The organism is Bradyrhizobium sp. (genome assembly GCF_047605465.1).
Taxonomy (GTDB): Bacteria; Pseudomonadota; Alphaproteobacteria; order Rhizobiales; family Xanthobacteraceae; genus Bradyrhizobium.
The window spans coordinates 1-14,024 of the sequence record NZ_JASGFS010000010.1; the positions used below are offsets into that span (position 1 = coordinate 1).

Annotated in this window: 13 protein-coding genes and 1 pseudogene; 8 read left to right on the forward strand and 6 right to left on the reverse strand. The window is 65.0% G+C overall.

Annotation, left to right across the window (positions count from 1 at the left end; genetic code table 11):
* The 3 genes and pseudogenes from QM712_RS11550 to QM712_RS11560 all read right to left on the reverse strand — a co-directional run.
* Positions 1-153: pseudogene (locus QM712_RS11550) on the reverse strand (30S ribosomal protein S9); the annotation flags it as partial.
* A gap of 1 nt (position 154) precedes the next feature.
* Positions 155-619, reverse strand: a complete 465-nt coding sequence (gene rplM, locus QM712_RS11555) for a 50S ribosomal protein L13 (RefSeq protein WP_057756282.1) — start codon at positions 617-619, stop codon at positions 155-157.
* Between the two features lie 156 nt (positions 620-775).
* Complete coding sequence (locus QM712_RS11560) at positions 776-1,204, reverse strand: PaaI family thioesterase (protein ID WP_415023229.1); 429 nt, start codon at positions 1,202-1,204, stop codon at positions 776-778.
* Between the two features lie 86 nt (positions 1,205-1,290).
* On the opposite strand from QM712_RS11560, the gene QM712_RS11565 reads away from it, so the two are divergent.
* From QM712_RS11565 to QM712_RS11580, 4 genes are all read left to right on the forward strand, one after another.
* Positions 1,291-2,115 carry an enoyl-CoA hydratase gene (locus QM712_RS11565; RefSeq protein WP_415023230.1) on the forward strand — a complete coding sequence of 275 codons (825 nt, stop codon included), beginning with the start codon at positions 1,291-1,293 and terminating at the stop codon, positions 2,113-2,115.
* Between the two features lie 128 nt (positions 2,116-2,243).
* Positions 2,244-2,828: a CoA-binding protein gene (locus QM712_RS11570; RefSeq protein ID WP_415023231.1), complete on the forward strand. Its 585-nt coding sequence runs from the start codon at positions 2,244-2,246 to the stop codon at positions 2,826-2,828.
* A gap of 134 nt (positions 2,829-2,962) precedes the next feature.
* Positions 2,963-4,243 carry an O-acetylhomoserine aminocarboxypropyltransferase gene (locus tag QM712_RS11575; protein ID WP_415023232.1) on the forward strand — a complete coding sequence of 427 codons (1,281 nt, stop codon included), beginning with the start codon at positions 2,963-2,965 and terminating at the stop codon, positions 4,241-4,243.
* A 222-nt stretch (positions 4,244-4,465) separates the two neighbouring features.
* A complete protein-coding gene (locus tag QM712_RS11580; RefSeq protein ID WP_415023233.1) occupies positions 4,466-4,810 on the forward strand; it encodes a hypothetical protein in 345 nt (114 codons plus the stop codon).
* A gap of 28 nt (positions 4,811-4,838) precedes the next feature.
* Here the strand turns inward: QM712_RS11580 and QM712_RS11585 are convergent, their stop codons facing one another.
* Positions 4,839-5,921: a COX15/CtaA family protein gene (locus QM712_RS11585; protein ID WP_415023234.1), complete on the reverse strand. Its 1,083-nt coding sequence runs from the start codon at positions 5,919-5,921 to the stop codon at positions 4,839-4,841.
* A 125-nt stretch (positions 5,922-6,046) separates the two neighbouring features.
* Between QM712_RS11585 and QM712_RS11590 the strand changes: the two genes are divergently transcribed.
* Complete coding sequence (locus QM712_RS11590) at positions 6,047-6,268, forward strand: DUF2842 domain-containing protein (protein WP_415023235.1); 222 nt, start codon at positions 6,047-6,049, stop codon at positions 6,266-6,268.
* Here the strand turns inward: QM712_RS11590 and QM712_RS11595 are convergent.
* Positions 6,258-7,301, reverse strand: a complete 1,044-nt coding sequence (locus tag QM712_RS11595) for a polysaccharide deacetylase family protein (protein WP_415023236.1) — start codon at positions 7,299-7,301, stop codon at positions 6,258-6,260. The two genes, QM712_RS11590 and QM712_RS11595, sit on opposite strands and share 11 nt — an antisense overlap.
* Before the next feature lie 131 nt (positions 7,302-7,432).
* Between QM712_RS11595 and QM712_RS11600 the strand changes: the two genes are divergently transcribed.
* Entirely contained in the window at positions 7,433-8,614 is a 1,182-nt protein-coding gene (locus tag QM712_RS11600) for a GNAT family N-acetyltransferase (protein WP_415023237.1), read from the forward strand.
* Between the two features lie 63 nt (positions 8,615-8,677).
* Here QM712_RS11600 and QM712_RS11605 read toward each other — a convergent pair whose 3' ends face one another.
* A complete protein-coding gene (locus QM712_RS11605) occupies positions 8,678-10,909 on the reverse strand; it encodes a GumC family protein (protein ID WP_415023238.1) in 2,232 nt (743 codons plus the stop codon).
* Between the two features lie 199 nt (positions 10,910-11,108).
* Between QM712_RS11605 and QM712_RS11610 the strand changes: the two genes are divergently transcribed.
* Together QM712_RS11610 and QM712_RS11615 are read left to right on the forward strand one after the other, a co-directional pair.
* Positions 11,109-12,242: a glycosyltransferase family 4 protein gene (locus QM712_RS11610; protein ID WP_415023239.1), complete on the forward strand. Its 1,134-nt coding sequence runs from the start codon at positions 11,109-11,111 to the stop codon at positions 12,240-12,242.
* 115 nt (positions 12,243-12,357) lie between these two features.
* On the forward strand, positions 12,358-13,905 hold the full coding sequence (locus tag QM712_RS11615) for an undecaprenyl-phosphate glucose phosphotransferase (RefSeq protein WP_415023373.1): 1,548 nt from the start codon (positions 12,358-12,360) through the stop codon (positions 13,903-13,905).
* Positions 13,906-14,024 lie beyond the last annotated feature (119 nt).

Genomic DNA, 14,024 nt, shown 5'->3' on the forward strand with positions numbered 1-14,024 from the left:
CTTGATCCAGACGCGGGCGACCGCGTCCTTGCGCTTGCCGGTGGCGTAGGCGCGGTTGAACTTGTCGACCTTCTTCTCGTGCTTGGGCGCGTCGGGCGAGGCCGCCGTCTTGAGCTGCGAGAGCTGATCGAGCGACTGAATGGATTCGGCCATGTTATGCGGCCCTCGTGTTCTTGCGGTTCAACTTGGCGATGTCGAGCTTCTCGGGCGTCTGGGCCTCGTGCGGATGATCGGCACCGCCGTAGACACGGAGGTTGCCCATCTGGACACGGCCGAGCGGACCACGCGGGATCATGCGCTCGACGGCCTTCTCGAGCACGCGCTCGGGATGACGGCCTTCGAGGATCTGGCGCGCGGTGCGCTCCTTGACGTGACCGACGTAACCGGTGTGCTTGTAGTAGGTCTTCTGCTCGCGCTTGCGGCCGGTGAGGACCGCGTGCTGGGCGTTGATGATGATGACGTTGTCGCCGCAATCAACGTGCGGCGTGTAGGTCGGGAGGTGCTTGCCGCGCAGGCGCATGGCGACGATGGTCGCGAGGCGGCCGACGACCAGACCCTTGGCGTCGATCAGCACCCACTTCTTCGTCACCTCGGCCGGCTTTGCCGAAAAGGTTTTCATGTCAGAATTTCCGTGAGGGAGACATCGGCGCGAACACCGCACCGGACTGCGCGGGTTTCTAGACAAGAGACGCGCGACGGTCAATGCCCGGTCACGGAAATTACATCTGACAAATCAATAGCTTAAAAATATGGTGTTATATTACCTGCAAAAAGCTCAAACATTTGGAATGGAATAGGTCGATGTCACATGGGCGATCGGATCGGGCGAAGTCCCGGACAGCAGATTTACCTCGCCGACCGCGAGCCGCTTGCCGAGCTTGAGCAGCCTCGCTTCCGCCAGCACGTCCTGCCCGGGCTGGCCCTTCCGCAGGAAATTGATGTTGAGATTGGTTGTGACCGCAAGCCCGATCGGCCCGATCGCCGACAGAAGCACCACGTACATGGCGAAATCGGCGAGCGCCATCAGGGTCGGGCCGGACACGGTTCCACCCGGCCGCAGCATCCTTTCGCTGTAGCGCTGGCGCAAAAGGCAGGTTTGGCCGTCCGCGCTCTCGATCGTGATGTCGTCGCCGCTGAAGGCCTGGGGAAACTCGGTGCGGAGAAACTGCTCGACCTCCGCCACGCTCATTTTCGCTAACGCCATGCTGTTCCCGACCCTCGCTTCACTTGGCCTGTTACATTAAGTTATCTGCGTCATCCAATTGCAATCATCCATCGGAAATCGCGTCAATGTCCGTCTTGGCCGCCCGCGCCCCCTCCCCGCAACCGCCGATCCTGCTGCGCGAGACCGCCGGCAGCATCGCGGTCCTGACGTTGAACCGGCCGGCCGCGCGCAACAGCCTCTCGGTGGCGATGATCGCGAGCCTGCATGCCGCGCTCGACGAGATCCGCGATGACAAGGTCGTCCGCGGCGTCGTGATCGCGGCCAACGGCCCTGCGTTCTCCGCCGGCCATGACATGAAGGAACTGACCGCGCGCCGCGCCGATCCGGACCGAGGCCGTGCCTTTTTCGCCGAGACCATGAACGCCTGCAGTGCGATGATGCAGGCGATCGTGCATTTGCCCAAGCCCGTGGTCGCGGCGATCCAGGGCATCGCGACGGCGGCCGGCTGCCAGCTCGTGGCAAGCTGTGATCTCGCGATCGCCTCCGAAGCGTCGAGCTTCGCCACGCCCGGCGTCGACATCGGCCTGTTCTGCTCGACGCCGATGGTCGCGCTCTCCCGCAACGTTCCGCGCAAGCAGGCGATGGAGATGCTGCTGACCGGCGAACCGGTTCCGGCCGCCCGTGCCCGCGAGATCGGCCTCGTCAACCGCGTCGTCGCCGCCGGCACCGAACGCGACGCCGCGATCGCGCTGGCGCAGAAGGTCGCGCTGAAATCCGCCTACACCGTCAAGCTCGGCAAGGAGGCATTCTACCGCCAGGCCGAAATGAGCCTTGCCGATGCCTATCGCTATGCGGCAGAGGTGATGACCGAGAACATGATGGCGCGCGACGCGGAGGAAGGCATCGGCGCCTTCATCGAGAAGCGCGAGGCGACATGGCGGGACGAGTAGCCAACCAACTTCTCTCATCCCAAGGAGCCGCGGAATGCGGCACCCCGAGGGATGAAGGTCCGACAGCGGCCGCATGGTTCGAGACGCGCGTTCCGCGCTCCTCGCCATGAGGGCCAGAGAAAGAACAGATGAACCACGACGCCTATCCCGACAATTACATCCGCGGCATCCTCAACAGCGTGAAGTCGATCGCGATGGTCGGCGCCTCGCCGGTCAACGTGCGCCCGAGTTATTTCGCGTTCAAATATCTGGCGCAGCGCGGCTACGACATGATCCCGATCAATCCCGGCCATGTCGGCAAGGAACTGCTCGGAAAGCCCTTCGTCGCCTCGCTGCGCGACATCGGCCGCCCCGTCGACATGATCGACATCTTCCGCAACTCCAGCCACATCATGCCCGTGGTCGAGGAGGCGCTGACACTCGATCCGCTGCCGAAGGTGATCTGGATGCAGCTCGGGGCGCGCGACGATGCGGCCGCGGCGAAGGCCGAAGCGGCCGGCATCAAGGTCGTCATGAACCGCTGCCCGAAGATCGAATATGGCCGCCTCTCGTCCGAAATCTCCTGGATGGGCGTCAATTCGCGCACGCTGAGCTCCAAGCGCCCGCCGGCTCCGACGCAGGGCATGCGCCTGTCCCTCAATCGGACGAGTGTCGGCGGCGGCGACACCGCCGCATCGGATCGCGCGGCGAAGAACAAGGGCGAGCAAAGCTGACGCAACTGCAAAATAACTCGTTCGCAAACGTGACAATGCGTAGCGCTCGGATGTAAAGCGGTGCCTTGACGGCGGGCGCCTCGCCCATCAGCATCGCCGCGCGATTTCAGACCACAAAAAACAGGACGCCACGAATGAGCGATCGCCTTCCGGGATTTTCGACCCTTGCCGTGCATGCCGGTGCACAGCCCGATCCCACCACCGGTGCGCGCGCCACTCCGATCTATCAGACGACGTCTTTCGTCTTCAACGACGCCGACCACGCAGCCTCGTTGTTCGGGTTGCAGGCGTTCGGCAACATCTATACCCGCATCGGCAACCCCACCAACGCGGTGCTGGAAGAGCGCGTCGCCGCGCTCGAAGGCGGTACGGCCGCGCTTGCGGTCGCCTCGGGCCACGCCGCGCAGGTCGTGGTGCTGCAGCAATTGCTGCAGCCCGGCGACGAATTCATCGCCGCGCGCAAGCTCTATGGCGGCTCGATCAACCAGTTCACGCACGCGTTCAAGAGCTTCGGCTGGAACGTGGTGTGGGCCGATCCGGATGACATCGCGAGCTTCGAGCGCGCGGTCACCCCGCGCACGAAAGCGATCTTCATCGAGTCCATCGCCAATCCCGCCGGCAGCATCACCGACATCGAGGCGATCTCGACCGTGGCGCGCAAGGCGGGCGTGCCGCTGATCGTCGACAACACGCTGGCCTCGCCCTACCTGATCCGGCCGATCGACCACGGCGCCGACATCGTGGTGCACTCGCTGACGAAGTTCCTGGGCGGTCACGGCAATTCGCTCGGCGGCATCATCGTCGATGCCGGCACGTTCGACTGGTCCGCCAGCGGAAAATACCCGATGCTGTCGGAGCCGCGGCCCGAATATCATGGCATCCGGCTGCAGGAGACCTTCGGCAATTTCGCCTTCGCGATCGCCTGCCGCGTGCTGGGCCTGCGCGACCTCGGACCGGCGCTGTCGCCGTTCAACGCCTTCATGATCCTCACCGGCATCGAGACGCTGCCGTTGCGCATGCAGAAGCACTGCGACAACGCCAAGGCGATCGCCGAATTCCTCGCCGGCCACCCGGCCGTTGCCTCGGTGAGCTATGCGGGCCTCGCTAGCGACAAGTACAACCAGCTCGCCCGCAAATATGCGCCCAAGGGCGCGGGCGCCGTGTTCACCTTCAGCCTGAAGGGCGGCTATGACGCCGGCGTCAGCCTGGTGTCGAACCTGAAGCTGTTCTCGCATCTGGCGAATGTCGGCGACACCCGCTCGCTCGTGATCCACCCGGCTTCCACCACGCACAGCCAGCTCGACGACGCCGCCAAGGTCAAGTCCGGCGCAGGCCCCGACGTGGTCCGGCTCTCGATCGGCATCGAGGACAAGGAAGACCTGATCGCTGATCTCGAGCAGGCGCTCAGCGCATAATGTGTCCAGTCGCTCCGGGGTGCGGTGCCATGCGCCGAACCCCGGACGCTCAAGATCCAGGGGCGGGCTCAACGGCAGAGCTCTGGTTTCCAAGGCCCGGGCCGCAGGTTCGAGCCCTGCCACTCCTGCAAGCGACGCCGGAATGATGGGCTTCAGTTAATAGTCATTAACCATATCGGCCGCATACATCTGGCTGGATCGCCTTTTGATTCGGAGCCGACGATGCTGCGCTGGATGGTACCTGCCCTGGTGGCAATGCTGACGGTCTCGGCTGCCGTCGCCGCCGATCTTCCGGCCACGCCGAAGCGGCGTGCCGCGGCTCCTCCGCCTGAGGCACCCAAGGTCTATGTCGAGACCGATCCGGACGCGCTGATCTCGCCGGCCTACGGCATCGGCAGCTACATCCGCAACCTGCCAGGAACGCCGCTGCTGCCGGGCTCACACACGCTGCCGGGCTATTACGGCCGTCCCTGGGATTACGATTACCAGGGCTCGTATTACGGCGGGAAGCAGGTCGACTACTTCTGGCGCCTGCCCTACTCCTGCGGCATCTACGGCTATTGCTGATCCGCCGGTACGTTCCGCCTGATGGCGATCAGCCGGCCTGCCCGACCGGAACCGCGCGCGGTTGCGCTTCGGCTGAATGACGCGAAGCCAGCCGCTCCGCCTGCATCACCGCAAGCGTCAACACCGCGATCGCCACCGCCTGGTGCGCGAGCGCAAGGCCGATCGGTACCTGGTTGAGCAAGGTGAGAATGCCGAGCACCGCCTGCAGGCTCACCGCCGCGAACAGTAACAGTGCGCCGCTTGCCGCAGACCCCGCGCGCGACCGCATGGCATCGAACGCATGCAGCGCCGCCAGCACGAACAACGCATAGGCCGTCATGCGGTGCTCGAATTGCACGGTCAGCACGTTGTCGAACATGTTGCGCCACCAAGGCGTCTCGAACCAAAGCCGCTCCGCCGGCGGAATGAATCCCCCGTCGATGTCTGGCCAGGTGTTGTAGGCACGCCCGGCGCGCAGGCCTGCCACCAGTGCACCGAAATAGATCTGCACGAATGTCACGACGAGGAGCAACGCGCTGGTGAACCGCAACCGCACCGGCGCCGCGATCTGCGGCCGCTCGGCGAGCCGCCGCACGGTCCAGACGATGCCGGCGAAAATCAGGAGCGCCAGCACGAGGTGTGTCGCGAGCCGATACTGCGACACCTCGACACGTTCGGTGAGGCCCGACGCCACCATCCACCAGCCGACCGCGCCCTGGAGGCCTCCGAGCGCGAACAGCAGCCATAGACGCCGCTTCAACTCACCGGACAGTCCACCGCGCCACAGGAAGAACAGGAAAGGCAGGAGATAGGCGACGCCGATGAAACGGCCGAGCAACCGGTGGCTCCATTCCCACCAGAAGATCTCCTTGAACTCGGACAGGCTCATGCCCGCATTGAGCTCGCGATATTGCGGGATCTTCTTGTAGGCCTCGAACGCCTCGGTCCACTGCGTCTCCGAAAGCGGCGGCAAGCTGCCCGTCACCGGCTTCCATTCGACGATCGAGAGACCGGATTCCGTCAGCCGCGTCGCACCGCCGACCAGCACCATCAGCGCGATCAGCGCGGCCACGGAGATCAGCCACCAGCGCACGGCGCGATGCGGCTCGGACGGGGTGGAGATCGGCGTCATTTCAGGAGCAAAACCAGGCCTTGTACCGAGAAGACTTGCGCCAAAGAGGCTTGAACCGGACTGCGTGCCCCTTATAGTCCCCCGCTCCCGCAGCGCAAGTTACGCGAAGGCCGCAGCCGTCCGCCATGAAGATCCGTGCCCGAAAGTTCCTCGGTACCATCCTGCTTCTGGTCCTGGCCGCCGTCTGGGCGCTGCTCGGCATGGCGCTGGCGCAGATGCCGTGGATCGCCGAATCCGGCTGGCGGCAGGCGATTTACTACGTCGTCGCGGGCATGGGCTGGGTCCTGCCGGCGATGCCGATCGTGAGCTGGATGCAACGGCCCGACCGCGTCCGCTCTAGTTCGTAGCGCTGGGCGTCGGCTTCACCGGCGAGAACGCAACGCCTGAGACGAGCACGCGCAGCATGCGCAGCGACTGCATCCGGCCGTCCCAGGCTATGCGCGGCAGCGCGCGCAGATTGGTTCGTCCTTCCGCCTCCACGACTCCGGGGATGGTCGACACCGCGCTGGCAAAGCCAGCCTCCTCGGCCATCACGACATGGCTGCGACGGAACGAATTGCGGTCGCCGAACGGAAATGCGAAGTGCCGTGTCTCACGGCGAAACGCAGCTTCCGCCACGGCTCGGCCCATCGTCATTTCGCGCTGCGCGGCCGCATCCTTCATGTTGGCGAGAGCGGGATAATTCACAGTCGCGCTTCCGATCGTGACCAGCGGATCCGCGGCCAACTTCGCCAGGTCCTCCCAGTCCATCGAAGCTTCGCGCGAGAGCGCTGTGAGATCGATCCGGTAGCGCGCGCAGAGATCGTTGATCGCGGCCGACAGGTCCGCCGGCGGCAACGAACGGAGCCAGCTTTCGACGAGCGAGAACAACGCTCGCTTCTCGGCATTGCCCGTGACGACGAAGCGCTGCTCCTTGTCGCCCATCATCAGGCTGATACGGCTTTCGCGCGCGATCACCTGTTCAAGCCCGATGCGCCAGGCTTCTCCGACCCCGTCGGGAAAGGCCGTCGGAACGTAAACGGTGAAGGGAACCGCGTGGCGTGTCAGCACCGGATAGGCGAATCTGATCACGTCCTTGCTTGCACCGTCGAAGGTCAGCGCCACGAAACGCCCCTGGTCCGGCAGCGTCACCGCGCGCCGGCACACATCGTCCATCCCGAGAAAGTCGAATCGCCAGCGCTTCAGCGCGCGGATCGCGCGGTCGAGAAATTGCGGCGTGATCTCGCTCTCGCGCAGCGGCTGGAACCCACCGCCACGCCGCGGCCGCACGCGCTCGAAGCGCAGGATTGCGCCGGCACCACGTTCGCGCAGCAGAGGCTGGCCGGTGAACCAGGCAAGCTCGAGGCGCAGCCGTTCCAGCCATCTGTCGTCGGATGCCAATATCCCACCTTCGCGTTGGCCGGCGGCCCGTTCCCTCGCTCATTGTCATTACCCTTTGTTGACATTTCTTTGCAAAGGTCGGCCATCGGCCGAAATAGGCGTATTTTTCGATTTCTCGACAGGTTTTGCGAATGACCATGGCTGCGGCGATGCAAAGCCGGACGGCGGAAGCGCCAGCGCGGTCGAAAGCGAGCCGCATCGCACATGTCGACATCGTCGCCGATCTCGACGAAGCCGAACCGATCTGGCGCGCACTCGAAAAGAGCGGTCACCTCTTCACGCCCTATCAGCGCTTCGACCTGCTCGGCCCCTGGCAGCGGCTGGTCGGCGAGCATGAAGGCGCGCGCCCCTTCATCGTCGTCGCCCGCGACGCCGAGCGCCGGCCGCTCCTGTTGCTGCCGCTCTCGCTGCGCCAAAACCACGGCGTACGCACGGCCAGCTTCATGGGCGGCAAGCATACGACCTTCAACATGGGCCTCTGGAACGCCGAGTTCGCCGCGCAGGTGATTGCGGCCGATCTCGACACGCTCCTTGCGCTGCTGCGCGAACATGCCGATGTGCTGTCGCTGACGCAGCAGCCAATGCGCTGGCACGAGCAGCAGAACCCGTTTGCGCTGCTGCCGCGACAGAGCGCAATCAACGGCTGCCCGCTGTTGGTGATGGAGCCCGGTGGTCCGCCCGCATCGCGGATCAGCAACTCCTTTCGCCGCCGCCTGAAGAGCAAGGAAAAGAAGCTGCAGGCGCTCGCCGGCTACCGCTATCACCTGGCCACGAGCGACACGGACGTGACCCGCCTGCTCGACTGGTTCTTTCGCATCAAGCCCGCGCGGATGGCGGAACAGAAGCTGCCGAATGTCTTCGCCGAGCCGGGCGTCGAACAGTTCATCCGCGACGCCTGCCTCGCGCCGTGCGGCGAAGGCCGCGCCATCGACATCCACGCGCTCGAATGCGACGACGAGGTGATCGCGATCTTCGCCGGCGTCGCCGACGGCCAGCGCTTCTCGATGATGTTCAACACCTACACGCTCTCGGAACACGCCCGCTACAGCCCCGGCCTGATCCTGATGCGCAACATCATCGATCGCTACGCCGAGCGCGGCTACAGCTCGCTCGACCTCGGGATCGGCACTGACGAATACAAGCGGATGTTCTGCAAGGGCGACGAGGACATCTTCGACAGCTTTGTCCCGCTGACCTCGCGCGGCAAGCTCGCGGCCATGGCGATGTCTTCGCTGAACCACGGCAAGCGGCTGGTGAAGCAGAACCAGATGCTGCTCGACCTCGCGCGACGCGTCCGCCAGGCGTTCGGCTAGCCGAGCGGCCCCTCGCCAGCCGTCGGGGCGAACCCTACCCCGGAGGCGACAAGGGCAAGAGGCTTACGCCGCCACCACCCGCGGCGCTTCCACCGCATCCGACGCCTGCACCGGCTTGCTCAGCATCGTCACTTCGCTGAAACCGACGGCCCTGAGCTGCTCGCACATCAACGTGCGGGCGTCCGCCGTCATCAAGGCATCGGGCACCACGACGGCGCGGGCATTCGCCGTCAGCAGTTCCGCGGGCAGATCGGAAGCGCTGCCGGCGTCGATCAGGACGTGGTCGTAAGCCCTCAGCAGAGCGTCCACCGCAAGCGTCACGCGGGGCGACTGCAGCAGGCTGCGGTCGAAGCCGGGACGGCCTGCCATGACCAGATGCAGCCGCGAGAGCTTGTCCCTGGTGATGACCTGCGCGAACGAGGCCTCGCCCTGCATCAATTCGGCAAGGCCGGGTGCCATCGGGTCCACGGATACGGCCGCGATCATCGGCGAAGTGGCTGCGAGATCGACCACGACGACACGCGCATCGCGTGCCAGATGGCGCGCGAGCGTCAGCGTCGACAGGGTAATGGCATCGCCGTGCGCGGTACCGAGCACGGTGACCTTTCTCGCTGCCGCGCCCGCCGCGCGCAACGTGTCGGCCAATTGCCCGATCTCCTCGATCTCGGCGGCATCCGCGTCAGCCGGCATCTCCGGTTGCAGCGGCGCGGGCTGCGCCGCCACGGTCTCGACGACCGGCTCGTGGCGAACCGGGGCCTGGGCCGGCGCAAGCACCGCAATGGCACGCGGCGCCGTCATGCGCAGGAGTTCACCGGTGATGACGACGCCCGACGAGAGCAGCAGCGTCGCCAGCGTCGCGATCAGGACGATCGGCAGCTTCTTCGGATAGGCCGGCGTGTTCGAGACGATGGCACGCGAGATGATGCGGCCTTCGGTCGGCGCGGTATCGATGGTCTCGCGGGTGTTGGCTTCGCGGTATCTGGCGAGATAGGTCTCGAGCAGATCGCGCTGCGCCTTGGCCTCGCGCTCGAGCGCTCGGAGCTGAACGTCCTGACCGTTGGTCGAGGTCGCCTGCTTCTTGAGCTGCTCCAGGCTCACGGTCAGGCTGTCGACCCGGCCGCTGGCGATACGCGCGTCGTTTTCGAGCGAGCGCGAAATCTTGCCGGCCTCGTCACGGATCTGGGTGTCGAGGTCACCGAGCTGGGCCTTCAATTCCTTGATGCGCGGATGGTTACCGAGCAGCGTCGAAGATTGCTCGGCAAGCTGGGCCCGTAACGTCACGCGCTGTTCGGAGAGGCGCCGCATCAATTCCGAGTTCAGGACCTCGGAGGCCTCGATCGGCTTGCCGCTCTGGAGCATCTCGCGGATCAGACGCGCCTTGGTTTCGGCATCTGCCTTCATCGCCCGCGCATTGTTGAGCTGGGTGTTGACCTCGCCCATCTGCTGGTTGGACAGCGTGGTGTTGTTGGTGCCGACGAACAGGCTCGACTTGGAACGGAAGTCCTCGACCTTGGCTTCGGCGTCGGAAACCTTCTTGCGCAAATTCTCGATCTCGCCCGACAGCCACTGGCTCGCGTTGCGGGCCTGATCCTGGCGCGCACTCTGCTGCAGCACGAGATAGCCGTCGGCGATCGAATTGGCGACACGCGCTGCAAGCTCCGGATCGGCCGACTGGAACTCGACGACGATGACGCGGGACTTGTCGACGGCGTAGGCCTGGAGGCGATCGTAATAGGCATCGAGCACGCGCTCTTCCGGCGTCATCGAGAACGGGTCGCGCCCGATGCCGAACAGCGCCGCGAGCGACTTCAGCGGTGAAATGCCCTGCAGCACCGGATCGAATTCAGGGCGCTCCGCGAGCTTGTTCTTCTTGATGATCTCGCGCGCCAGATCGCGCGACAGCACGAGCTGCACCTGACTGGTCACGGCCTCGGCGTCGAGCGCCTGCCGCTCCTCGGCGCGATCGCTGTTCGGACGCAGGAAGACGTTCTCACGACCGTCGATCAGGATGCGCGACTCGGACTTGTAGCGCGGCGTCACGAGATTGACGGCGGCAACCGACGCCACGAGCGCGAGCACCGTCGGCACGATGATCCAGGCGCGCTTGCGCGCCAAGGCGCCGCCGAGCGCGTGCAGATCGATGTCGCCGAATTCGGACTGGGTTTCTCTCGGTACGACGGGCGCAGGCTTCGCTTCCTGGGCTTCGGCCTTGAGCACGGGCTCGGCCTGGGGCCTGGAAACGGCTCGCTCGACCACAGCCTTGTCCTTGCCGGCACGCCAGAACGCCAAACGCATCTCACACTCCCGCAGGACAACGCCGCTCTACCTCGATCGGCGCAATTACACTCCATTAAGGTTGCCGCTGGGTTAATCCGGGCTCGCCGGATCGGGCGGCCTGTCCGGCCCACACCGTTTGTTAACCACGGGGGCTCTTAATCCCTCTCGATATTTCGCAAAATTGTTCGGCATTCGCCGTCGAGCGCTGGTTTTCATCATGCCTCCCTCTCCCGACCAGCCGCTCCGCATCCTCCACGCCGTGCGCGCGCCTGTCGGCGGCATCATCCGTCACATCCTCGACCTTGCCAACGGCCAGGTCGACCGCGGCCATCACGTCGGGATTCTCGCCGACAGTCTCACCGGTGGAGAACGCGCCGACAAGGCGCTTGCCGAGATCGCCCCACGGCTCAAGCTCGGCGTGCACCGGCTCGCGATCCGCCGCGAGCCGTCGCCGGAGGATTTCCTCGTCTGGTTTCGCATGCAGCGTCTGATCGCCAGGCTCAGGCCCGACGTCATGCACGGCCATGGCGCCAAGGCCGGGGCCTTCGTGCGCATGCGCCGGCGCGCGAACAACACCATCCGCATCTACACGCCGCATGGCGGTTCGCTGCACTATCCCTTGAACACGCTCAAAGGCGAGTTCTACGCACGGCTCGAACGGACTCTGATGGATTCGACGGATCTGTTCCTGTTCGAGAGCGCCTTTGCCCGCGACACCTATCAGCGTATCGTCGGCACGCCGAAGGGCGTCGTGCATTGCGTCTTCAACGGCGTGACACCGGAGGAATTCGAGCCGATCGTCACCGCCGACGACGCCACCGACCTTGCCTATGTCGGGGAGTTCAGACACATCAAGGGTGCCGACCTTCTGGTCGACGCGGTGGCCCGCCTGCATGCGAACGGCAAGAAGGTGACGCTGACACTCGGCGGCGACGGCGAGGAGACGTCGACGTTGAAGGCTCAGGTGGAAAAGCTCGGCCTTGCCGGCGCAATCCGTTTCGTCGGTCACGTCAAGGCACGCTACGGCTTCTCCAAGGGACGCCTTCTCGTCGTGCCGTCGCGCGGCGATTCAATGCCCTACGTCGTGATCGAGGCAGGCGCTGCCGGCATTCCGATGATCGCGGCGCGCGTCGGCGGCATTCCCGAGATTTTCGGAACCGGAAGCCCCGCCTTGTTCGAAGCAAGCAACCCGGAAGCCATGGCCGAGGCGATCGCGACCGCCCTCGACGATCCGCAAGCGACGGCGCAGCGAGCCGCTTCGCTACGCGGGCGCATCTCGGCGCACTTCTCCCAGCAGGCCATGGTCGACGGCGTTCTCGCGGGCTATCGCGACGCGTTTGCCAATCATTAACCACTCCCGCGCCCGCTTTAGAAAATATTCCGATTTGTCCGTTAAGCGGAGAGCCGGGGGATGCTCGCCCGGGCGCGAAGCCGCGCCACGGGTCCTTGGAATGGACGTGGACGCCGTGGAACCGCTCAACGCACGCTCGATGCTCGATGCCGCGACCAGTTCCGCGGCCAAGCCGGCTGACCAGTCCTTCGTCGAACGCCGCCGCCGGCTGACGCCCGCCGCGCTCGAGGTGGTCAACCAGAAAGTTGTCCGCGCCTACTCGCCGATCGTGATCGCCGGCATCGTGCGCGCGATCGATTTCGCACTGTTGAGCCTCGTCGGCATTGCGCTCTACGTCGCCTATGTCATGCCGCTCGCCGGCCTCCGCTGGGACTATCTGGCGGCGATCATCGCCGTCGCCGCCGCCGCCGTCGTGTGCTTCCAGGCCGCGGACATCTACGAAGTCCAGGTGTTTCGCGGACAGCTCCGGCAGATGACGCGAATGATCTCGTCCTGGTCGTTCGTCTTCCTGCTGTTCATCGGCGCCTCGTTCTTCGCCAAGCTCGGCACCGAGGTGTCGCGGCTGTGGCTCGCCGCATTCTACTTCCTCGGGCTCGCCGCACTCGTCGCCGAACGAATCGTGTTGCGCGCGCTGGTGCGCAACTGGGCGCGCCAGGGCCGGCTCGACCGCCGCACCATCATCGTCGGCTCCGACAGCAATGGCGAACAGCTGGTCGAGGCGCTGAAAGCGCAGGAGGATTCCGACATCCACGTGCTCGGCGTGTTCGACGATCGCAACGATAGCCGCGCGCTCGACACCTGCGCCGGGGCCCGCAAGCTCGGCAAGGTCGACGACATCGTCGAGTTCGCCCGCCGCACCCGCGTCGACCTCGTGCTGTTCGCGCTGCCGATCTCCGCGGAAGCACGCATCCTGGAGATGCTGAAGAAGCTGTGGGTGCTGCCGGTCGACATCCGCCTCTCCGCGCATACCAACAAGCTGCGCTTCCGTCCCCGCTCCTATTCGTATCTCGGCAAGGTGCCGACGCTCGACGTGTTCGAGGCGCCGATCACCGACTGGGACCTCGTGATGAAGTGGCTGTTCGACCGTGTCGTCGGCGGTTTCGCGCTGCTGCTTGCCTTGCCCGTGATGGCGCTGGTCGCGATCGCCGTGAAGCTCGACAGCCCCGGCCCGGCCCTGTTCCGGCAGAAGCGCTTCGGTTTCAACAACGAGCGCATCGACGTCTACAAGTTCCGCTCGATGTATCATCATCAGGCCGATCCGACGGCTTCGAAAGTCGTGACCAAGAACGATCCGCGCGTCACCCGCATCGGCCGTTTCATCCGCAAGACCAGCCTCGACGAATTGCCGCAGCTCTTCAACGTGGTCTTCGCCGGCAATCTCTCGCTGGTCGGCCCGCGCCCGCATGCCGTGCAAGGCAAGCTTCAGAGCCGGCTGTTCGACGAGGCCGTCGACGGATACTTCGCCCGTCACCGCGTCAAGCCCGGCATCACCGGCTGGGCCCAGATCAACGGCTGGCGTGGCGAGATCGACAATCAGGAGAAGATCCAGAAGCGCGTCGAGTTCGATCTCTATTACATCGAGAACTGGTCGGTGCTGTTCGACCTCGTCATTCTCTTGAAGACCCCGATCTCGCTGCTGACCAAGAGCGAGAACGCATATTGAGGCTACAGTGCCCGGACCAGCCGTTATCGCGGCTTGACCGGGCGATCCAGTGATCGGCGTCAGCCAAGCTGCCTCGAATGACCTGGAGTGCCGGATTCCACGTCCCAGTACGCAAGTGC

Coding starts and splice junctions, on each gene's coding strand:
- QM712_RS11570 (WP_415023231.1), top strand. CDS start 2,244: ATGAACCACGACGCCTATCCCGACAATTACATCCGCGGCATCCTCAAC.
- QM712_RS11585 (WP_415023234.1), bottom strand. CDS start 5,921: ATGACGCCGATCTCCACCCCGTCCGAGCCGCATCGCGCCGTGCGCTGG.
- QM712_RS11575 (WP_415023232.1), top strand. CDS start 2,963: ATGAGCGATCGCCTTCCGGGATTTTCGACCCTTGCCGTGCATGCCGGT.
- QM712_RS11590 (WP_415023235.1), top strand. CDS start 6,047: ATGAAGATCCGTGCCCGAAAGTTCCTCGGTACCATCCTGCTTCTGGTC.
- QM712_RS11600 (WP_415023237.1), top strand. CDS start 7,433: ATGACCATGGCTGCGGCGATGCAAAGCCGGACGGCGGAAGCGCCAGCG.
- QM712_RS11605 (WP_415023238.1), bottom strand. CDS start 10,909: ATGCGTTTGGCGTTCTGGCGTGCCGGCAAGGACAAGGCTGTGGTCGAG.
- QM712_RS11565 (WP_415023230.1), top strand. CDS start 1,291: ATGTCCGTCTTGGCCGCCCGCGCCCCCTCCCCGCAACCGCCGATCCTG.
- QM712_RS11560 (WP_415023229.1), bottom strand. CDS start 1,204: ATGGCGTTAGCGAAAATGAGCGTGGCGGAGGTCGAGCAGTTTCTCCGC.
- rplM (WP_057756282.1), bottom strand. CDS start 619: ATGAAAACCTTTTCGGCAAAGCCGGCCGAGGTGACGAAGAAGTGGGTG.
- QM712_RS11610 (WP_415023239.1), top strand. CDS start 11,109: ATGCCTCCCTCTCCCGACCAGCCGCTCCGCATCCTCCACGCCGTGCGC.
- QM712_RS11580 (WP_415023233.1), top strand. CDS start 4,466: ATGCTGCGCTGGATGGTACCTGCCCTGGTGGCAATGCTGACGGTCTCG.